Origin of the sequence: Kutzneria sp. NPDC051319 (genome assembly GCF_040682195.1) — a bacterium.
Classification (GTDB): Bacteria; Actinomycetota; Actinomycetes; order Mycobacteriales; family Pseudonocardiaceae; genus Kutzneria.
On record NZ_JBFBAM010000009.1, the window covers coordinates 58,608 to 77,341 of the forward strand.

An 18,734-nucleotide genomic window follows, 5' to 3' on the forward strand; every position below is an offset into this window, starting at 1 on the left:
CACGGCGAAATGGTTGTGAATCCGGTTCACAGCCGTTTCGCTCTGTGTCGCCGACACGTCCGACTCAGCGCAGGACGCGGTCGGCGCCGGTGTAGACGTTCATCGAGTCGCCGCGGAGGAAGCCGATGAGGGTCATGCCCTGTTCGTCGGCGAGCTCGGCGGCGAGCGAGGACGGGGCGGACACGGCGGACAGGATGGGGATGCCGGCCATGGCGGCCTTCTGCACGAGTTCGAAGGAGGCGCGGCCGGAGACCATGAGGACGCAGCCGCGCAGCGGGATCAGTCCCGATTGGACGGCCCAGCCGACGACCTTGTCGACGGCGTTGTGCCGGCCGACGTCCTCGCGGGCGACGAGCAGCTCGCCGTCGGTGGTGAACAGCCCGGCGCCGTGAAGACCGCCGGTGGTGTCGAAGACCTTCTGAGCGGCCCGCAGCTTGTCGGGCAGCGTGGTGAGGACGTCGACGGAGACGGCGCAGTTGTCGGTGGCGGGGGCGTGGCGGGTCTTCAGCCGGACGGCGTCGAGGGCGGCCTTGCCGCACACGCCGCAGGAGGAGGTGGTGTAGAAGTTCCGCTCCACGCCGACGTCGGGCGGGGCGACGCCGGGGGAAAGTGAGACTTCGAGCACATTGTACGTGTTTCGACCGTCGGGACCGGTTCCGGCGCAGTAGCGGGCCGCCGAGATGTCCTCGCGATCACCGATCACCCCCTCGGTGAGCAAAAAGCCATGGGCCAGTTCCACATCGTTGCCCGGCGTTCGCATCGTCACCGCGACCGCTTTTCCGTCAATCCGCAATTCGAGTGGTTCTTCGGCCGCTAGTGCATCCGGACGAGAGCGTTCGCCCTGGTGGGAGAGCTTGAGTACCGGCCGTCGGACGGTCACCCTTCCCATTTCGGAACCTCCCAGTTTCGTAAGTCTTCGGTTCATTCCGTTCGGCGCGTCAGCGGTGCCGTTCGTCGTTACGTGCGCCACTCGGTCGTGCCGAGTCACACCCGATCCCAATAGGTTCCATTCTCAACTATCTGGGAGGGCAGTGGAGATGGGACTCGGGGTCCTTGATCGCTCGCGCACGATCGCGCCGGGGGGATGGAGCCGCTGGCTCGTACCGCCCTCCGCGCTCGCCGTGCACCTGTCGATCGGACAGGCCTACGCGTGGAGCGTGTTCAAGACGCCGCTGGAGAAGGCGCTTCACCTCAACGGGGTGGAGAGCGGCCTGCCGTTCCAGCTGGCGATCGTCATGCTCGGCCTGTCGGCGGCCTTCGGCGGCACGCTCGTCGAACGCAACGGACCGCGATGGGCGATGGCGGTGGCATCCGTCGCGTTCGGCGCTGGGTTCCTGATCGCCGCGCTCGGCGTGGCGACGTCACAATTCTGGCTGGTCGTCGTGGGCTACGGCCTGGTCGGCGGCATCGGCCTCGGTATCGGCTACATCTCGCCGGTCTCGACGCTGATCAAGTGGTTCCCGGACCGTCCGGGCATGGCCACCGGTATCGCGATCATGGGCTTCGGCGGCGGAGCGTTGATCGCGTCACCCTGGTCGACGGCCATGCTGGCCGGCTTCGGCACCACCACCTCGGGCATCGCGGCGACGTTCGCGGTGCACGGCGTGGTGTACGCGATCTTCATGGCGATGGGTGTGTTCCTGGTCCGGGTGCCGGCCGACGGCTGGAAGCCGGCCGGGTGGGACCCGTCGCAGGCCACCGTGCACAGGCTGATCACCACCAACAACGTGAGCGCGTCCAACGCGATCAAGACGCCGCAGTTCTGGCTGCTGTGGCTGGTGCTGTGTCTGAACGTGACCGCGGGCATCGGCATCCTGGAGAAGGCGTCGCCGATGATCGTCGACTTCTTCAAGGTGAGCCCGGCTCCGGCCGCGGGCTTCGTCGCGTTGCTGTCGCTGACCAACATGCTCGGCCGGTTCGTGTGGTCGTCCACCTCGGACGCCATCGGCCGCAAGAACATGTACCGCATCTACCTCGGGGTCGGCGCGCTGCTGTACCTCGTGCTGGTGCTGGCCGGCGGATCGTCCAAGGCCGTGTTCGTGCTGGCCGCGATGCTGATCCTGTCGTTCTACGGCGGCGGGTTCTCCACCGTGCCGGCCTACCTGCGTGACCTGTTCGGCACCTACCAGGTCGGCGCCATCCACGGCCGCCTGCTCACCGCGTGGTCAGTGGCCGGTGTGGCCGGGCCGCTGATCATCGACGGGATCGCCGACGCGCAGAAGGCCGCCGGCAAGTCCGGTCCCTCGCTGTACGCGCTGTCCTTCTTCATCATGATCGGCCTGTTGGTCATCGGCTTCGTGGCCAACGAGCTGATCAAGCCGGTCGACAGCAAGTACCACGAGCCGGCGGCCAACTCGGACGCGCCGGCCGTCGAGGAGGTGGACGCGAAGTGAACCGCACCGCGCTCATGACCGTCGCCTGGCTGTGGGTTGGTTTGCCGTTCGCGTACGGCCTCTACCAGTTGATCGTCAAGGTGACGCAGCTCTTCCAGAGCTGACAACACAGACACGAAGGGCCGGAACGCAATGCGTTCCGGCCCTTCGTGTCTGTTGTGGACGAACAAAGTCGAGGAACGGTCAGCTTTGTTCGAGGCGGATGATGATCGCCTTGGACGTCGGGGTGTTGGAGGTGTAGGCCGTGGAGTTCAGCGGCACCAAAGCATTGGCCTCGGGGAAGTAGGCGGCGGCGCAGCCCTTGGCGGTGGGGTAGGAGATCACGCGGAAGTGCTTGACCCGGCGTTCCTCCAGACCGTCGGGGGACGGCCACTCGCTGACCATGTCGACCATCGCGCCGTCGGAGATGCCAAGGGCCGCAAGGTCCTCGGGATTGACGAACACGACCCGGCGGCCGTCGTGGACGCCGCGGTAGCGGTCGTCGAGGCCGTAGATCGTGGTGTTGTACTGGTCGTGGCTGCGCAGCGTCTGCAGGATCAGGCGGCCGGCGGGCACGGCGATGACCTGCACCGGGTTCACCGTGAAGTTGGCCTTGCCGGTGGTGGTGGGGAAGGAGCGGGAATCCCGGGGCGGATGCGGCAGCACGAAGCCGTCGGGCTCGCGGACACGGGCGTTGTAGTCCGAGAAGCCGGGAACGACACGGGAAATGTGGTCGCGCAGGACGTCGTAGTCGCCCTCGAAGGTCTCCCACGGCACGGTGTGCGAGGAGCCGAAGACGGCGCGGGCCAGCCGCGAGACGATGGCGACCTCGGACAGCAGCGCCGGTCCGGCGGGGGCGAGGCGACCGCGTGACCGGTGCACGACGGACATGGAGTCCTCGACGGTGACGAACTGGGTGCCGGCGGCCTGGTCGTCCCGCTCGGTGCGGCCGAGCGTGGGCATGATGAGGGCGACCTTGCCCGGCACGACGTGCGACATGTTCAGCTTGGTGGACACGTGCACGGTGAGGTCCATGGACTTCAACGCCCGCATGGTGACCTCGGTGTCGGGCGTCGCCGACACGAAGTTGCCGCCGACGGCGAAGAACACCTTGGCCTTGCCGTCCCGCATGGCGTGGATGGCCTCGACGGTGTCGTAGCCGTGCGCCCGCGGGGAGGTGATGCCGAACTCGGTGTCCAGAGCGGACAGGAACTTCTCGGCCGGCTTCTCGTAGATGCCCATGGTGCGATCGCCCTGGACGTTGGAGTGCCCGCGCACGGGGCATACGCCGGCCCCGGGCTTGCCGATCATGCCGCGCATCAGCAGCACGTTGACCAGCTCGCGGATGGTGGGCACGGACTGCTTGTGCTGGGTCAGACCCATGGCCCAGCAGATGATCGTGCGCTTGGAGTCGACCAGAAGCCGTGCCACGTGGGCGATCTGCTCGCGGGAGAGACCGGTGGCGGCGTCCACCTCGTCCCAGTCGAGCCGGCGGATGTCGGCCGCCCACTCCTCGAAGCCGTGCGTGCTGGACTCGATGAACTCCCGGTCCAGCACCGTGCCCGGGGCGGCGTCCTCGGCGGCGAGCACCAGGTGCCCCAGCGCGCGGAAGAACGCAAGGTCGCCGCCGAGCCGGATCTGGCAGAACTCGTCGGCCAGCGGCGTGCCCTTGCCGACGACGCCGCGCACGTTCTGCGGGTTCTTGAACCGCATGAGCCCGGCCTCGGGCAGCGGGTTCACCGCGACGATGGTGGCGCCGTTGCCCTTGGCCTCCTCCAGCGCGGACAGCATGCGCGGGTGGTTGGTGCCGGGGTTCTGCCCGACGACCAGCAGCAGGTCCGCATTGGTGACGTCGGCCAGGCTGACCGAGCCCTTGCCGATGCCGATGGTCTGGATCAGCGCCGACCCGGACGACTCGTGGCACATGTTCGAGCAGTCCGGCAGGTTGTTGGTGCCGAGCGAGCGGGCCAGCAGCTGATAGGCGAAGGCGGCCTCGTTGCTGGTTCGCCCGGACGTGTAGAAGATCGCCTCGTTCGGGTCGTCCAGCTCACGCAGGGCCCCGCCGACCAGGGAGAACGCGTCGTCCCAGGAGATCGGCTCGTAATGGCTCGCGCCCTCACGCAGCACCATCGGCTCGGTCAGCCGGCCCTGCTTGCCCAGCCAGTAGTCGGTCTTCTCGGCCAGTTCGGCCACCGAGTGCCGGGCGAAGAACTCGGGCGTGACACGCCGGACGGTGGCCTCCTCGGCGACCGCCTTGGCCCCGTTCTCGCAGAACTCGGCCAGCTTGCGGTGCCCCTGGGCCTCCGGCCACGCGCAGCCCGGGCAGTCGAAGCCCTCGCGCTGGTTGAGCAGGCGCAGGGTGCGGGCGCTGCGCACGGCGCCCATCTCGTCCCAGCCGTGCTGGAGCGACACCAGCACGCCCTTCACCCCGGCCGCGTACGTTTTCGGCTCGCCGACCTTGATCTTGCTCTCGTCGACGTCCTGCTGCGGAGGCCTGCGCGTCATGACCGCCATTGTCCGCCTGTCGCATGGTGGAAAGCCAGGCGGGTCAGCAGCGGTCGCCGGTGTTCACGGGGTGTTTGGGGTCGTAGTAGGCCTGCGGCGACTCCGTGCCGGGCCGCGCCGCGGACCCGGGGCCGGAGTACAGCGGGCCCAGCAGTCCCTGCTGGGCCAGGTCGCAGTTCATCGCGTAGAGGTACGAGTTCTCGGTCGACGGCCACGGCTTGCCGTCCACGATCTGGTAGTCGGCGTTCTCGTGGATGACCGAGACGATGTCCCACGGCGTCGCCGGCGCCTGGTGCGAGGCGGGCTGAAAGGCGTAGGCGTAGACGAAGTTGGTGTGCACGACCAGTTCGCCGTGCTCGCCCACGGAACTGGTCATGTCACCGGTCACCTTGGGCGGCGCCGGCAGCAGCTGGTAGCCGTCGGCGATCTTGGTGAGCCGGGTGCCGGGGTCGGGCAGCTTGACGCCCGGGGCCAGCGTGGCCAGGTACGGCGTGTTGTCGTGCTTGAGGATGACCTCGGGGTCCAGCCGCGCCTCGGTGGTGGTGCGCCGCACGGCCTGGTAGGCGGCGGCGACCTGGGCGGCGGTGAAGGGACCGGTCGCCTTGCCGGCCGGCGCCGGGACGTCGGTCGGCCAGTCGGCGGCCGGCGTGGCGGCGAAGGGCTGGGCCAGGTCGACGTGCCCGTCGGCCTCGGCCCGGGTCGGCTCCGGCGCGGTGGTGGTGGTCGGCGTCGCGGCGGTGGTCGGCGGGGCCGCCGAGGCCGGCAGCTCGACCGAGCCGACCCGGTAGAGAACGATCAGCGCCCCGCAGAACAGGACCAGCACGACGGGGATGACCAGGCGGCTGTAGCGCGGTCCCGGTCGGCGCGGGCGCGACTTCCTGGCCGCGCGTCGGGCCCGCTTCTCGGCCGCGCGCAGCCACTTCTCATCCGTCAGATCCGGATGCCGGTCGATGTCGTCCACGGTTTCCCCCCGTTTCGGCGCGAGCACTGTAGCAACGGCGGTGTCACCCGTTCGTTGGGTGCCGTCGCGCCTCCGTAGACTCTTCGCGTGACCGAGACCCTTCCGCCGCAGTACACCACCGACCTCCCCGCCGCCTGGAACCCGGCGGAGGTAGAGCAGGGGCTGTACCAGCGGTGGGTGGACAACGGCTACTTCCAGGCCGACCCGGCCAGCGACAAGCCGCCGTTCTGCATCGTGCTGCCGCCGCCCAACGTCACCGGCAGCCTGCACATGGGCCACGCCCTCAACCACACGGTGATGGACGCGCTGACCCGCCGCCGCCGCATGCAGGGCTACGAGGCGCTGTGGCTGCCGGGCATGGACCACGCCGGCATCGCCACCCAGAACGTGGTCGAGCGCCAGCTGGCCGGCGAGGGCCTGTCGCGGCACGACCTCGGCCGTGAGCGCTTCGTCGAGCGGGTCTGGGGCTGGAAGGCCGAGTACGGCGGCAAGATCCTGGACCAGATGCGCCGTCTCGGCGACAGCGTGGACTGGAGCCGCGAGCGCTTCACCATGGACGAGCCGCTCTCGCGCGCCGTGCAGACCATGTTCAAGAAGCTGTTCGACGACGGCCTGGCCTACCGGGCCGAGCGGATCATCAACTGGTGCCCCCGCTGCCTCACGGCGCTGTCGGACATCGAGGTCGAGCACTCCGAGGACGAGGGTGAGCTCGTCTCCATCCGCTACGGCGACGGCGACGCCTCGATCGTGGTGGCCACGACCCGCGCCGAGACCATGCTGGGCGACACCGCCGTCGCGGTGCACCCGGACGACGAGCGCTACAAGCACCTCATCGGCACCGAGGTCGAGCTGCCGCTGACCGGCCGCCGCATCCCGATCGTCGGCGACGAGCACGTGGACCCGGCGTTCGGCACGGGCGCGGTCAAGGTGACGCCGGCGCACGACCCGAACGACTTCGAGATCGGCCAGCGGCACTCGCTGCCGTCCATGACGATCATGGACTCCCGCGGCGTGATCTCGGTGGCCGGCCCGTTCGAGGGTCTCGACCGGTTCGAGGCGCGTCCCGCCGTGGTGGCGGCGCTGCGCGAGCTGGGCCGGATCGTCGCGGAGAAGCGGCCGTACCTGCACTCGGTCGGCCACTGCTCCCGCTGCGACACCGTGGTCGAGCCGCGGCTGTCGCTGCAGTGGTTCGTCAACGTGGGCCCGCTGGCCAAGGCCGCCGGCGACGCCGTGCGCGACGGCCGCACCACCGTGCACCCGCCGGAGCTGGCCAAGCGCTACTTCGACTGGGTCGACAACCTGCACGACTGGTGCATCTCGCGGCAGCTGTGGTGGGGCCATCGGATCCCGGTCTGGTACGGCCCGGACGGCGAGGTCGTCTGCGTCGGACCGGACGAGCAGCCGCCGACCGGCGAGGGCTGGCACCAGGACGAGGACGTGCTGGACACGTGGTTCTCCTCGGGCCTGTGGCCGATGTCCACGCTCGGCTGGCCCGACAAGACCGCCGACCTGGCCAAGTTCTATCCGACCAGCGTGCTGTCCACCGGCTACGACATCCTGTTCTTCTGGGTCGCCCGGATGATGATGTTCGGCCTGTACGCGATGGACGGCGCGCAGCCGTTCGACCACGTGTACCTGCACGGCCTGATCCGCGACGCGCAGGGCAAGAAGATGTCCAAGTCGCGCGGCAACGTCATCGACCCGCTGAACTGGCTGGACACCTTCGGCGCCGACGCCGCCCGGTTCACGCTGGCCCGCGGGGCCAACCCGGGCGCCGACATGGCGCTGGCCGAGGAGTGGGCCGGCGGGTCCCGCAACTTCTGCACGAAACTGTGGAACGCCAGCCGGTTCGCGCTGCTCAACGGAGCGACCACGGCCGTGCCGGTGCCGGCCCGCGACGAGCTGACCGACGCCGACCGGTGGATCCTCGACCGCGCCGACCAGGTGGTGTCCGAAGTGGACGCCCTGTTCGAGCGCTACGAGTTCGCCAAGCTGTGCGAGGCGCTGTACCACTTCACCTGGGACGAGTACTGCGACTGGTACCTGGAGCTGGCCAAGGTCCAGATCGCCGAGGGCGGCGCGCGGGCCGAGGCGACCAGGGCCGTGCTCGGGCACGTGCTGGACAAGGTGCTCCGCCTGCTGCACCCGGTGATCCCGTTCATCACCGAGACGCTGTGGACCGCGCTGACCGGCGGCGAGTCGCTGATGATCGCCGAGTGGCCGACGGTGTCCGGGGTCGACGCGGACGGTGTTGCCGCGCGGCGCATCGACACCGTGCAGAAGCTGATCACCGAGGTCCGGCGGTTCCGCGCCGACCAGGGTCTCAAGCCCGGCCAGAAGGTGCCGGCGCGACTGTCCGGTGTGGACGAAGCCGACATCGCCGGCCAGCTGGCGGCGATCCGCGCCATCGCCCGGCTGGAGGAGCCGTCCGACGGCTTTGCCGCCAGCGCCTCGCTCGAGGTCGGCGGCGTGCACGTCGAGCTGGACACCTCCGGCACGATCGACGTGGCCGCCGAGCGCAAGCGGCTGGCCAAGGACCTCGCGGCGGCCGAAAAAGAACTGGCCCAGTGCGACGGAAAGCTGAACAATCCGGCTTTCGTCGACAAGGCCCCGGCGCAGGTCGTAGACAAGATCAAGGCGCGCCGGGAGGCCGCCGTCGCCGACATCGCGCGGGTGTCCGCGCGTTTGGACGCACTGCCGGAAGGGTGATTTCTCCATGACGGGTGACGGAATTCCGCAGCGCCCGTCGATGGAGGGCATCGAGGACAAGTGGTCGGGCCGGTGGGCAGCGGACGAGACGTTCCGCTTCCACCGGCCCGATTCCCGTGCTGAGGTGTTTTCCATCGACACGCCGCCGCCGACGGTGAGCGGGTCGCTGCACGTAGGCCACGTCTTCAGCTACACCCACACCGACGTAGTAGCCCGGTTCCAGCGCATGCGCGGCAAGCACGTGTTCTACCCGATGGGGTGGGACGACAACGGGCTGCCGACCGAACGCCGTGTGCAGCTGCGCTACGGCGTGCGCTGCGATCCGTCGCTGCCGTACGACCCGTCGTATGCGCCGGCAGAAACCTCCGGCAAGCAGCAGGTCGGCATCTCGCGACGGAACTTCGTCGAGCTGTGCCAACGGATGACCGTCGAGGACGAGCAGGTCTTCGAGGCGCTGTGGCGTCGGCTCGGGCTGTCCGTCGACTGGTCGCTGACGTACTCGACGATCGGCCCGTACGCGCAACGCGTGGCGCAGCTGGGTTTCCTCCAGCTGGTGCGGGAAGGTCAGGCCTACCAGTCGGAAGCGCCGTCGCTGTGGGACGTGACGTTCCAGACCGCGGTGGCCCAGGCCGAACTGGAGGCGCGGGACCACGCCGGCGCCTGGCACCGGATCTCCTTCGGCCCGGTGGAGATCGAGACCACCCGGCCCGAGCTGCTGCCGGCCTGTGTGGCGCTGATCGCCCATCCGGACGACGAGCGGTACAAGGCGCTCGTCGGCACCACTGTGCGATCTCCCTTGTTCGGCATGGAGATTCCGGTGCTCGCCCATCCAGATGCCGAGCCGGAGCGCGGCGCGGGCATCGCGATGTGTTGCACCTTCGGCGATCTGACCGACGTGCGCTGGTGGCGTGAGCTGAAGTTGCCCACCCGTACGGTGATCGGCCGGGACGGCCGGTTCCTGCCGGAGCCGCCCGAGGGCGTGCCGGCCTCGCCGTACGACGAGCTGGCCGGGCTGACGGCGTTCAGCGCGCGCAAGCGGATCGTCGAGCTGCTGCGGGAATCCGGCGACCTGATCGGCGAGCCGCGGCCGACGACCCGACCGGTCAACTTCTACGAGAAGGGCGACAAGCCGCTGGAGATCGTCTCCAGCCGGCAGTGGTTCGTGCGCAGCCTGGAGCACCGGGAAGCGTTGCTGCGCCGGGGATCCGAGCTTCGCTGGCACCCGGCGTGGATGCGCAACCGGTACGACGACTGGGCCAAGGGGCTCAATTCGGACTGGCTGGTCAGCCGCCAGCGCTTCTTCGGCGTGCCGTTCCCCGTCTGGTATCCGCTCGACGCCAGCGGCGAACCCCGTTACGAGGCGCCGATTCTGCCTTCGCCGGAGCAGTTGCCGGTGGACCCGTCCAGCCAGGCGCCGCCCGGCTACGACGAGTCGCAGCGCGGCGCGCCCGGCGGCTTCGCCGGCGATCCGGACGTGATGGACACGTGGATGACGTCCTCGATGTCGCCGCTGATCGTGTCCGGCTGGCAGCACGATCCGGCGTTGTTCGCGCTGACCTATCCGATGGACCTGCGACCGCAGAGCCACGAGATCATCCGGACCTGGTTGTTCTACTCGGTGCTGCGCTCGCACGTCGAGCAGGACGCCCTACCGTGGTCCGACGCGGTCATCTCCGGCTGGATCCTCGATCCCGACCGGAAGAAGATGTCCAAGTCGGCCGGCAAGGTCGTCACGCCGGACGGCCTGCTCGCCGAGCACGGCTCCGACGGCGTGCGCTACTGGGCCGCCAGCGGTCGGCCCGGCACCGACACCGCCTTCGACCCCGGGCAGATGAAGGTCGGCCGCCGGCTGGCCACCAAGCTGCTCAACGCCAGCCGCTTCGTGCTGTCCTTCGACGAGCCGTCCTCTTCGGACACCATCACGCATCCGTTGGACCAGGCCATGATCGCGGCCCTGTCGTCCGTTGTGGACGATGCGACCACGGCCCTGGACGGCTTCGAGCACACCACCGCGCTGGAGCGGGTCGAGCGGTTCTTCTGGACCTTCTGCGACGACTACCTCGAACTCGTCAAGGAACGGGCCTACAGCGCCGACGGCTCGTCGGCCCGGGTCGCGCTGCGGACCGGGCTGTCGACGCTGCTGCGGCTGTTCGCGCCGTACCTGCCGTATGTGACGGAGGAGGTGTGGTCCTGGTGGCAGGAGGGCTCCGTGCACCTCGCCTCGTGGCCGGCTGCGATCCGAAGCGGCGGTGACGCCTCGGCGCTGGACCTCGCCTCCGTGGCCATCTCCGCCGTTCGCAAGGCCAAGTCCACGGCCAAGCTCTCCATGCGCGCCGACGTCGCCGCCGTCGAGATCGCCGCCGACCCCGCCACCCTGGCGCTGGTCAGCGGCTTCGCCGACGACCTCGTCGCCGCCGGCCGCATCGGCGAGCTCCGCTACCGCGAGGTCGACGGCGGCGAGCTCGAGGTGACCGTCCAGTTGTAATAACATTTTGTCATGACAACGACGGTGGGTATTCGTGAGGTGACCCGGCACACCTCCCAGGTGGTGCACCGCGCCGCCGCGGGGGAGACCGTGGTGATCACCGAGCACGACCGGCCGATCGCGATGCTCGTGCCGCTGCCGGCCACCGGGAATCCGGTTGTCGACCAGTTGATTCGAGAGGGCAAGCTCACGCCGGCCAGCAATCCGGCCGGCGTGGCTGCCCTGCTCGCGATCACCCCGCATCCGGCGAGCGACGGAACCGACACGGCCGACGTCGTGTCGGAGCTCCGCGAGGACCGTTTGTGATCTATCTGGACGGCTCAGCCGTGGTGAAGCTGGTTCGCCAGGAAGCCGAAACCCATGCTCTGCGCGCGTGGTTGGCGGCCAGCGCCGCACCGCTCGTGTCGTCGGCGCTCGTACGTACGGAGACAGCGCGGGCTTTGACTCGAAGTGATCCGGCCGCGTTGATGGTGTTGCCTTCCGTGCTGGCGCTCGTGCACCAGCGGTCCGTCACCGATGACGTGCTCGATGTCGCCGGTCGGTACGTGGATCCGCACCTGCGCAGTGTTGACGCGATCCATTTGGCCACCGCGGAGGAACTCCGGTCGGCCATCACGTGGTTCGTCGCGTACGACAAGGGGCTGTCCGATGCCGCGCAGGCGCGCGGCCTGCCCGTCTGCATGCCTGTCTGAGCAGGAACGCCGCACACGTAGAATCGGTGGGTACCCCGTCGTCCAGTGCACCGGAGACCAGCGTGCCCCAGAACGATCCCGAGGCGCTCGCGGCGCTGCGCGAGGTCGAGTCCGAACTGGACACCCGGTGGCCGGAGACGAAGATGGAGCCGTCCACGGACCGGATCGCGGCGCTGGCCGACGTGCTGGGGGAGCCGCAGCGGTCGTACTCGGTGGTGCACATCACGGGCACGAACGGCAAGACGTCGACCAGCCGGATGATCGACGCGCTGTTCACGCGGATCGGCTTGCGCACGGGGCGGTACACGAGCCCGCACCTGCAGCTGGCGACCGAGCGGATCAGCCTGGACGGGGAGCCGATCAGCGCGCGGCAGTACGTGGAGGTCTACCACGACATCGAGCCGTACATCGCGATGGTGGACGCCAAGTCGGACGTGAAGATGAGCAAGTTCGAGGTGCTCACCGGCATGGCCTTCGCCGCGTTCGCCGACGCGCCGGTGGACGTGGCGGTGGTGGAGGTCGGCCTCGGCGGCCGCTGGGACGCCACCAACATCGCGGACGGCAAGGTCGCGGTGATCACCCCGATCGACATCGACCACACCGACTTCCTCGGCACGGACATTCTCGGCATCGCGGCGGAGAAGGCCGGCATCATCAAGGAGGGCGCGGTGGCGGTGCTGGCCGAGCAGCGCCCCGAGGTGGCGCAGGTGCTGCTGGAGCGCTGCGCGGAGGTGGGCGCGACGGTGGCGCGCCAGGGCATGGAGTTCGGTGTGCTGGCGTCGGAGGCGGCGGTAGGCGGCCAGCTGTTGACGCTGCAGGGCCTCGGCGGCGTGTACGACGAGGTCTTCCTGCCGCTGTTCGGCGCGCACCAGGCGCAGAACGCCGCGCAGGCGCTGGCCGCGGTGGAGGTGTTCTTCGGCGCGGGGGCCGGCCGCAAGGTCGACGTCGACGCCGTGCGCGAGGCCTTCGCGACGGTGACCTCGCCGGGCCGGCTGGAGCGGGTCCGCAACGCCCCCAGCGTGTTCGTCGACGCCGCGCACAACCCGCACGGCGCCCGCGCGCTGGCGACGGCGCTGCAGGACCAGTTCTCCTTCCAGAAGCTGGTCGGCGTGGTGAGCGTGATGGAGGACAAGGACGTCGAGGGCATTCTCGCCGCCCTTGAGCCCGTGTTCACCGAGGTCGTGCTGACCAACAACGGCTCACCCCGGGCGATGGACGCCGACAAGCTGGCCGGCCTGGCCCGTGACGTGTTCGGCGAGGACCGCATCCTCGTCGAGCCCCGCCTCGACGACGCCATCGAGGAGGCCGTCCGGCTGGCCGAGGAGATCGAGGACGGCCCGGTGTCGGCCGGCGGCGTCGTGGTGACCGGCTCCGTCGTCACCGCCGGCGCCGCGCGCGCCCTGTTCGGCAAGGAACCCGAGTGAGCGCCCCCGACCCGATGAAGGGCATCCGCGGCATCATGGCCGGCACCATGGTGCTGGAGGCCATCGTCACCGGGCTGGGCCTGTTCGTCCTGTCCCGCGTCGACCACCTCAGCGGCTGGCCCGTCACCGCCGTCGCCGTGCTGGCGGTGCTGATGGTGGTGTCCGCCGGCTTCTTCGGCCGCCCGTGGGGTGTCCCGTTCGCCCTGGTGCTCCAGGTGCTGATCCTGGTCGGCTTCGTGCTGAGCGTCCCGCTCGGCGTGGTCGGCGTGCTGTTCGGCCTGGTCTGGGTCTACCTGCTGTGGGTGCGGCGCGACGTCGCGCGACGCATCGCCGAGGGCACGCTGCCCAGCCAGCAGCAGTAAGAGTGAGGCTGACGAGCAGGGGGCGAGTGACCATCCCCCTCAAAATTCGCGAAGAGTTCGGGTTGAGTCCCGGCGACGAAGTCGACTTCGTGCTCGACGAGCATGGCCTGCATGTGGTCAAGCGCAGCAGGCAGCCGGTCCGGGCCGACGCGGTCGAGCCGATCACCCCGGAGAGCTGAGCGCCGCCGCAAGGGGCCAGAATGCTCGGGTTCGCAGTCGAACGGGGGAGGACGACGATGACGGGGCCTTACCAGCAGCCGGGCTCGTGGGGACCGCCGCCCCCGCCGATGCCGCCGCCCCGCAAGTCGCAGACGGGCGCGATCGTCGGGACCGTCGTCGGTGTCGTGCTGATGCTGGGGCTGGGGACCTGGGCGGTCATCGGCATCATCAGCAGCCGGCACAGCACCGAGGCCGGCGGCACGGGCACCAGCACCACCAAGACCACCCGCACCACCACCCGCCCGCCGCGCACCACCAACACCAGCAGCGTCCGGTTCGCCGTCAACGACTGCGTGTGGCTGGACGTGAAGACCAGCGAGCGCGTGTCCTGCACCTCCGACAAAGCGGCGCTCCAGATCAACCTGGTGATCCCGCAGCAGGACAAGTGCGCCGACACCGACGCGTACGACTCCTACGGCGACGGCTGGTACGACGGCAAACTGGCGCTGCGGTACTGCGCCTCGCTGTCCGTGCCCAAGGGCCAGTGCGTGCAGCTCGACCTCGACGACACCGGTTTCGTCGAACGTGCCTCGTGCTCCGCCACCAAGCCGTTGGCCGCCGGCGCCCCCAATGCCAAGACGTATCAGGTGACCGACGTGGTCAGCAGCGCCGACGCCAAGACGGCCTGCGACAAGGTGCCGGCCACCGACGACGTGTGGTTCTACCAGTCGCCCAAGTCCGGGCAGTTCGCCTGCCTGAAACAGCTCGGCGGCTGACCGGTTACCCTGCTGGCCGGATAGTCCCTTTACCGAAGGAGTTCGGACCACCGTGAGTGAGCGCACCCTGGTGCTGGTCAAGCCGGACGGCGTCAGCCGCGGCCTGGTCGGCGAGGTCATCGCCCGGATCGAGCGCAAGGGCCTCAAGCTCGCCGCGCTGGAGCTGCGCACCGCCGAGCGCGCTGTCGCCGAGGAGCACTACGCCGAGCACGCCGGCAAGGGCTTCTACAACGACCTGGTCGAGTTCATCACCGGCGGTCCGCTGGTGGCGATCGTGGTCGAGGGCACGCGGGCGATCTCGGCGTTCCGGCAGCTGGCCGGCGGCACGGACCCGGTGGAGAAGGCGACGCCGGGCACCATCCGGGGCGACTTCGGCCTGGAGGTCCAGTTCAACCTGGTGCACGGCTCGGACTCGCCGGAGTCGGCCGACCGCGAGATCAAGATCTGGTTCCCGAACCTCTGAGCTGTCACCGGGCCGGCGGATGACGCCGGCCCGGCCCAGGGGTCGATCAGAGGTGGTCGAGCAGGGCGGTCAGCGGCCGGGGAATGCGGTCGAGGTCTACGGCCTCGGCCATCAGCCGGGCGTAGTGGTACTTGCCGCCGGAGCGGCCGCCCATGAGCCGGCGGAGCTGGTCGTGCAGGCTGCGGCCGCGCTGGGCGGGCTGCCGCTGGAGCTTGCGGAACGAGGCGAGACGGCCCTCGGCCTCGACGAGGCTTTCGACCTGTGACGGGCCGACGGCTCGGATGAGCTCGTCCTCGAGGTCGGCGGTGCAGCGGAAGAAGCCGCTGTCCTCAAGGTCGGCGTCGGCGAGCCCGAAGCGGTCCAGAGCGCGACGGAAGAAGCGTTCCTCGGCGCTGTCGTAGAGCCCGGCGACGGTGATGTCGAGCGGGACGTAGCGGTCGAGGTAGTGGCCGATGTTGGTGGCGCCGCCCATGGCCTCGACGTGAATGCCCTCGGCGGCCAGGTCGCGGCCGCGCCGCCGGGCGACGACCTCCAGCGCGAGCTGATCGCTGACTCCCTCGACCAGCACCACGGCGCGCATGACGCCAACATATGTCAGGGGTGCCCGCTACCGTCGGGTCCGTGAGTGACGACGCGGTCCTTGTGCAGGCGGACGGCCTGGTCAAACGGTTCGGCGACTTCGAGGCCGTGCGCGGCGTGGACGTGAAGGTCCGGCGTGGCGAGGCCTTCGGCTTCCTCGGTCCGAACGGCGCGGGCAAGTCGTCGACGATGCGCATGATCGCCTGCACGTCTCCGCGCACGGCCGGCGAGCTGCGGGTGCTGGGCCTCGACCCGGATCGGCACGGCCCGCGGATCCGAGGTCGGCTCGGTGTGGTGCCACAGCAGGACAATCTCGACAACGAGCTGACCGTCCGGCAGAACCTCCAGGTGTACGGCCGGTATTTCGGCCTGTCACGCCACCAGGTTCGGGCCAGGGCGACGGAGCTGCTGGAGTTCGCGCAGCTGTCGGACCGCGCCGACGATCAGGTGGAACCGTTGTCGGGCGGCATGAAGCGCCGGCTGACGATCGCCCGCTCGCTGGTGAACGAACCAGAACTGCTGCTGCTGGACGAACCGACGACCGGCCTCGACCCGCAGGCGCGACATCTGTTGTGGGACAAGCTGTTCCGGCTCAAGCAACAGGGCGTCACGCTCATCGTGACCACGCACTACATGGACGAGGCCGAGCAGCTCTGCGATCGGCTGGTGGTGATGGACGGCGGTCGGATCGTGGCCGAGGGGTCGCCGGCGGCGTTGATCGCCGAGCACTCCAGCCGGGAGGTGCTGGAGCTGCGGTTCCCGATCGACCAGCAACACCACCATGTTCCGCTGGTGAAGGATCTCGCCGAACGGGTCGAGGTGCTGCCGGACCGCCTGCTGCTCTATGCCACGAACGGCGAAGCCGTGCTGGCCGCGGCCACGCGGCGAGGCATGCGGCCGACCTCCAGCCTGGTCCGCCGAGCCACGCTGGAGGACGTGTTCCTGCGCCTGACCGGCCGGACGCTGGTGGACTGATGCGACCCGTCTTTCTGGTGCTGGAGCACTTCTGGACCTGGTACCGCCGGAACTGGCGGGCCACGGTGGTGTCGACCGTGTTGCTGCCGCTGATGTTCTTGGGGGCCATGGGTTTCGGCCTCGGCAGCCGGATCACGCCGGGGCCGGCCACCGACGGCCTGCCCTACGTCGTCTACCTCGCGCCGGCCATGCTGGTGGCGGCGGCGGTGCAGGTGGCGACGGCGGAGTCGTCGTTCCCCGTGCTGGGCAGCCTCAAATGGGACCGGCGCTACTACGCCATCACGTCCACACCCGTCACTGTGGACCAACTCCTGATGGCCCAAGCCTTGTGGGTGGCGTTGCGGGTGTTGATCAGCGGCCTTGCCTACGTAGCCGCCGCCGCGCTGCTCGGTGCGTTCACCAACGCCGGCGTCCTGCTCGCGGTGCCGGTGTCGGTGCTGGCCGGCATGGCCTTCGGCAGCTGGATCCTGGCACTGGCGGCATCGGTGAACGACGAGGGCGTGACGTTCGGCAACGTGTTCCGGTTCGTGCTGGTGCCGATGACGCTGTTCGCCGGCACCTACTACCCGATCAGCCAACTGCCGGAGTGGAGCCGCCCGCTCGCCTGGATCACACCGCTGTGGCACGGCAACGAGCTGGCCCGAGCGGTCGAGTTCGGCGGCATGAGCGCCCTTGCCGCGGTCGGCCACGTCGGTTACCTGGTGGTGCTGACGGCCGGCGGCCTGCTGGTGGCCCGGCAGCGGTTCCACGCACGGCTGAAGGTCTGAGGGGAGACGTGACGGTGCTGCGGATCGTGCCGATGGGCAGCTACGCCGGCCGGGCCCGGGCCGTGATCGAGCGGTCCGCGCTGGTCAACCGCCGGAACTGGCTGCTAGTGGTGTCCGGCGTGTTCGAACCCCTGTTCTATCTCTTTGCTCTGGGCATCGGATTCGGCGGTATCGTCGGGAACCTGACCGGGCCCGACGGCAGTCCCATCAGCTACGCCGCGTACGTCGCCCCGGGGCTGCTGGCGGCCTCGGCGATGAACGGGGCGATCCACGACTCCACGTTCAACATCTTCCTCAAGCTCAAGTACGCCAAGGTGTACGACGCCATGCTGGCCACCCCGCTGGGGCCGACGGACGTGGCGCTCGGCGAGACCTCCTGGTCGCTGATCCGGGGCGGCATCTATGCCGCCGGCTTCCTGGCGGTCATGGCCGTGCTGGGCCTGATCAGCAGCCCGTGGGCCCTGCTGGCCCTGCCCGCCGCGCTGCTGGTGGCGTTCGGCTTCGCGGCCGTCGGCATGGGCGCCGCCACGCTGATGCGCTCCTGGCAGGACTTCGACCTGATCCTGCTGGTGCAGATGCCGATGTTCCTGTTCTCCACGACGTTCTTCCCGATCGGCGTCTATCCGGAGCCGATCCGGATCGCCGTGGAGTGCTTCCCGCTCTATCACGGCATCGAGCTCATGCGGGCGTTGACGAGTGGGGCCGTGACCTGGGGAATCCTCGGCCACGTCGCCTACTTCGCGATCATGGTGGCCCTGGGCGGCTGGTTCGCCGCCCGCCGCCTCGGCACGCTGCTGCTGACCTGAGCGAGGTCAGATCGCGACGACGGTCAGGATCGAGTCGAGTCCGACGAAGTCCTTCGGATTGCGGGTGATCAGCGGCAGGTCGTTCGCGACAGCGGTGGCCGCGATGAACAGATCCGCGATCCGGGTGCGTGGACTGCGGCCGGCCGCCCGTACCAGCACGTCGATGTGGCCGTAGGCGCGGGCGGCGTCGGGATCGAACGACAGCACCTCGAACGACGCCTCGGTAGCCTGCAGGTGACGCTGTCTGATCACTCGTTTCACCGGGTCCTGGGCGTTCGCCACGCCGGCGGTCAACTCTGCCAGCGTGATGGCGCTGATGGAGCACTCCAGCGGCAGGGACGCCTCTGGGATGGTCGGGATGTCGATGACAACCGAGGTGTCCAGCATCCCGCGTTCGATGTCAGTCATTCTTTCCGAATCGTTCGTAGGGGTCGAGGGGGGTCTGGTCGACGTGCTCGTCGATGTCGGCGCGGAACTCCTCGAAGTCGATCTTCGGGAGGTGCGCGAAGGCGTGCTTGAGGTCGGCGCGGGGCACGAACGTGCGTCGCCGGATCGGGCGAACCTCGGCGATCGGGGTGCCATTGCGGGTGAGAATGAAGCTCTCCCCGTTCTCAACGGCACGCAGGATCGCCGCGCTGTCGTTGCGCAGCTCTCGCTGAGTGATCTGACGGGTCATGACCACAGTGTGCTACGAAGTGC

Annotated in this window: 19 protein-coding genes; 13 read left to right on the forward strand and 6 right to left on the reverse strand. The window is 69.3% G+C overall.

What is annotated here, in order from left to right:
* Nucleotides 1-64: 64 nt before the first annotated feature.
* Nucleotides 65-889 (reverse strand): formate dehydrogenase accessory sulfurtransferase FdhD, encoded by an 825-nt coding sequence (gene fdhD, locus AB0M73_RS11330; RefSeq protein ID WP_363889887.1) that lies wholly within the window; start codon nucleotides 887-889, stop codon nucleotides 65-67.
* Between the two features lie 148 nt (nucleotides 890-1,037).
* On the opposite strand from fdhD, the gene AB0M73_RS11335 reads away from it, so the two are divergent.
* The gene (locus AB0M73_RS11335; RefSeq protein ID WP_363889889.1) at nucleotides 1,038-2,393 is read left to right on the forward strand and encodes an OFA family MFS transporter; all 1,356 of its coding nucleotides are present in this window, start codon (nucleotides 1,038-1,040) and stop codon (nucleotides 2,391-2,393) included.
* Between the two features lie 183 nt (nucleotides 2,394-2,576).
* On the opposite strand, the gene AB0M73_RS11340 is transcribed toward AB0M73_RS11335, so the two are convergent.
* Together AB0M73_RS11340 and AB0M73_RS11345 are read right to left on the reverse strand one after the other, a co-directional pair.
* Nucleotides 2,577-4,877, reverse strand: coding sequence for an FdhF/YdeP family oxidoreductase (locus AB0M73_RS11340; RefSeq protein ID WP_363889891.1), 2,301 nt, complete (start codon nucleotides 4,875-4,877; stop codon nucleotides 2,577-2,579).
* A 43-nt stretch (nucleotides 4,878-4,920) separates the two neighbouring features.
* Entirely contained in the window at nucleotides 4,921-5,838 is a 918-nt protein-coding gene (locus AB0M73_RS11345) for a hypothetical protein (protein WP_363889894.1), read from the reverse strand.
* 87 nt (nucleotides 5,839-5,925) lie between these two features.
* On the opposite strand from AB0M73_RS11345, the gene AB0M73_RS11350 reads away from it, so the two are divergent.
* The 9 genes from AB0M73_RS11350 to ndk all read left to right on the forward strand — a co-directional run bounded on the left by AB0M73_RS11350 (nucleotide 5,926) and on the right by ndk (nucleotide 14,908).
* On the forward strand, nucleotides 5,926-8,547 hold the full coding sequence (locus AB0M73_RS11350; protein ID WP_363889897.1) for a valine--tRNA ligase: 2,622 nt from the start codon (nucleotides 5,926-5,928) through the stop codon (nucleotides 8,545-8,547).
* A 7-nt stretch (nucleotides 8,548-8,554) separates the two neighbouring features.
* Nucleotides 8,555-11,032, forward strand: coding sequence for a valine--tRNA ligase (gene valS, locus AB0M73_RS11355; RefSeq protein ID WP_363889899.1), 2,478 nt, complete (start codon nucleotides 8,555-8,557; stop codon nucleotides 11,030-11,032).
* Nucleotides 11,033-11,044: 12 nt separating this feature from the next.
* Nucleotides 11,045-11,338, forward strand: coding sequence for a type II toxin-antitoxin system prevent-host-death family antitoxin (locus AB0M73_RS11360; protein ID WP_363889902.1), 294 nt, complete (start codon nucleotides 11,045-11,047; stop codon nucleotides 11,336-11,338).
* Nucleotides 11,335-11,724 carry a type II toxin-antitoxin system VapC family toxin gene (locus AB0M73_RS11365; protein ID WP_363889905.1) on the forward strand — a complete coding sequence of 130 codons (390 nt, stop codon included), beginning with the start codon at nucleotides 11,335-11,337 and terminating at the stop codon, nucleotides 11,722-11,724. Before AB0M73_RS11360 ends, AB0M73_RS11365 begins: the two co-directional genes overlap by 4 nt.
* A gap of 62 nt (nucleotides 11,725-11,786) precedes the next feature.
* Nucleotides 11,787-13,148, forward strand: a complete 1,362-nt coding sequence (locus tag AB0M73_RS11370) for a folylpolyglutamate synthase/dihydrofolate synthase family protein (RefSeq protein WP_363889908.1) — start codon at nucleotides 11,787-11,789, stop codon at nucleotides 13,146-13,148.
* Nucleotides 13,145-13,510 carry a DUF4233 domain-containing protein gene (locus tag AB0M73_RS11375; RefSeq protein ID WP_363889910.1) on the forward strand — a complete coding sequence of 122 codons (366 nt, stop codon included), beginning with the start codon at nucleotides 13,145-13,147 and terminating at the stop codon, nucleotides 13,508-13,510. The genes AB0M73_RS11370 and AB0M73_RS11375 overlap by 4 nt, the downstream gene beginning before the upstream one ends.
* 2 nt (nucleotides 13,511-13,512) lie before the next feature.
* Nucleotides 13,513-13,689 carry an AbrB/MazE/SpoVT family DNA-binding domain-containing protein gene (locus AB0M73_RS11380; RefSeq protein ID WP_363889912.1) on the forward strand — a complete coding sequence of 59 codons (177 nt, stop codon included), beginning with the start codon at nucleotides 13,513-13,515 and terminating at the stop codon, nucleotides 13,687-13,689.
* Nucleotides 13,690-13,746: 57 nt separating this feature from the next.
* Complete coding sequence (locus AB0M73_RS11385; protein WP_363889915.1) at nucleotides 13,747-14,445, forward strand: hypothetical protein; 699 nt, start codon at nucleotides 13,747-13,749, stop codon at nucleotides 14,443-14,445.
* Nucleotides 14,446-14,497: 52 nt separating this feature from the next.
* Entirely contained in the window at nucleotides 14,498-14,908 is a 411-nt protein-coding gene (gene ndk / locus AB0M73_RS11390; protein WP_211762810.1) for a nucleoside-diphosphate kinase, read from the forward strand.
* 46 nt (nucleotides 14,909-14,954) lie between these two features.
* Here the strand turns inward: ndk and AB0M73_RS11395 are convergent, their stop codons facing one another.
* Nucleotides 14,955-15,488, reverse strand: a complete 534-nt coding sequence (locus tag AB0M73_RS11395) for a TOPRIM nucleotidyl transferase/hydrolase domain-containing protein (protein WP_363889918.1) — start codon at nucleotides 15,486-15,488, stop codon at nucleotides 14,955-14,957.
* A gap of 11 nt (nucleotides 15,489-15,499) precedes the next feature.
* On the opposite strand from AB0M73_RS11395, the gene AB0M73_RS11400 reads away from it, so the two are divergent.
* The 3 genes from AB0M73_RS11400 to AB0M73_RS11410 are packed head-to-tail and all read left to right on the forward strand — an operon-like array spanning nucleotide 15,500 to nucleotide 18,035.
* The gene (locus AB0M73_RS11400; protein ID WP_363889920.1) at nucleotides 15,500-16,462 is read left to right on the forward strand and encodes an ABC transporter ATP-binding protein; all 963 of its coding nucleotides are present in this window, start codon (nucleotides 15,500-15,502) and stop codon (nucleotides 16,460-16,462) included.
* Nucleotides 16,462-17,229 (forward strand): ABC transporter permease, encoded by a 768-nt coding sequence (locus tag AB0M73_RS11405; protein ID WP_363889921.1) that lies wholly within the window; start codon nucleotides 16,462-16,464, stop codon nucleotides 17,227-17,229. Before AB0M73_RS11400 ends, AB0M73_RS11405 begins: the two co-directional genes overlap by 1 nt.
* 32 nt (nucleotides 17,230-17,261) lie before the next feature.
* The gene (locus AB0M73_RS11410; RefSeq protein WP_363890277.1) at nucleotides 17,262-18,035 is read left to right on the forward strand and encodes an ABC transporter permease; all 774 of its coding nucleotides are present in this window, start codon (nucleotides 17,262-17,264) and stop codon (nucleotides 18,033-18,035) included.
* Nucleotides 18,036-18,041: 6 nt separating this feature from the next.
* Here the strand turns inward: AB0M73_RS11410 and AB0M73_RS11415 are convergent, their stop codons facing one another.
* Both AB0M73_RS11415 and AB0M73_RS11420 read right to left on the reverse strand, forming a co-directional pair.
* On the reverse strand, nucleotides 18,042-18,443 hold the full coding sequence (locus AB0M73_RS11415; protein WP_363889922.1) for a type II toxin-antitoxin system VapC family toxin: 402 nt from the start codon (nucleotides 18,441-18,443) through the stop codon (nucleotides 18,042-18,044).
* Nucleotides 18,436-18,711 (reverse strand): type II toxin-antitoxin system prevent-host-death family antitoxin, encoded by a 276-nt coding sequence (locus AB0M73_RS11420; protein WP_363889924.1) that lies wholly within the window; start codon nucleotides 18,709-18,711, stop codon nucleotides 18,436-18,438. The genes AB0M73_RS11415 and AB0M73_RS11420 overlap by 8 nt, the downstream gene beginning before the upstream one ends.
* Nucleotides 18,712-18,734: the final 23 nt, after the last annotated feature.

Coding starts and splice junctions, on each gene's coding strand:
- AB0M73_RS11405 (WP_363889921.1), top strand. CDS start 16,462: ATGCGACCCGTCTTTCTGGTGCTGGAGCACTTCTGGACCTGGTACCGC.
- AB0M73_RS11415 (WP_363889922.1), bottom strand. CDS start 18,443: ATGACTGACATCGAACGCGGGATGCTGGACACCTCGGTTGTCATCGAC.
- AB0M73_RS11385 (WP_363889915.1), top strand. CDS start 13,747: ATGACGGGGCCTTACCAGCAGCCGGGCTCGTGGGGACCGCCGCCCCCG.
- fdhD (WP_363889887.1), bottom strand. CDS start 889: ATGGGAAGGGTGACCGTCCGACGGCCGGTACTCAAGCTCTCCCACCAG.
- AB0M73_RS11420 (WP_363889924.1), bottom strand. CDS start 18,711: ATGACCCGTCAGATCACTCAGCGAGAGCTGCGCAACGACAGCGCGGCG.
- AB0M73_RS11410 (WP_363890277.1), top strand. CDS start 17,262: ATGGGCAGCTACGCCGGCCGGGCCCGGGCCGTGATCGAGCGGTCCGCG.
- AB0M73_RS11400 (WP_363889920.1), top strand. CDS start 15,500: ATGTCAGGGGTGCCCGCTACCGTCGGGTCCGTGAGTGACGACGCGGTC.
- AB0M73_RS11340 (WP_363889891.1), bottom strand. CDS start 4,877: ATGACGCGCAGGCCTCCGCAGCAGGACGTCGACGAGAGCAAGATCAAG.
- AB0M73_RS11395 (WP_363889918.1), bottom strand. CDS start 15,488: ATGCGCGCCGTGGTGCTGGTCGAGGGAGTCAGCGATCAGCTCGCGCTG.
- AB0M73_RS11335 (WP_363889889.1), top strand. CDS start 1,038: ATGGGACTCGGGGTCCTTGATCGCTCGCGCACGATCGCGCCGGGGGGA.
- valS (WP_363889899.1), top strand. CDS start 8,555: ATGACGGGTGACGGAATTCCGCAGCGCCCGTCGATGGAGGGCATCGAG.
- AB0M73_RS11360 (WP_363889902.1), top strand. CDS start 11,045: ATGACAACGACGGTGGGTATTCGTGAGGTGACCCGGCACACCTCCCAG.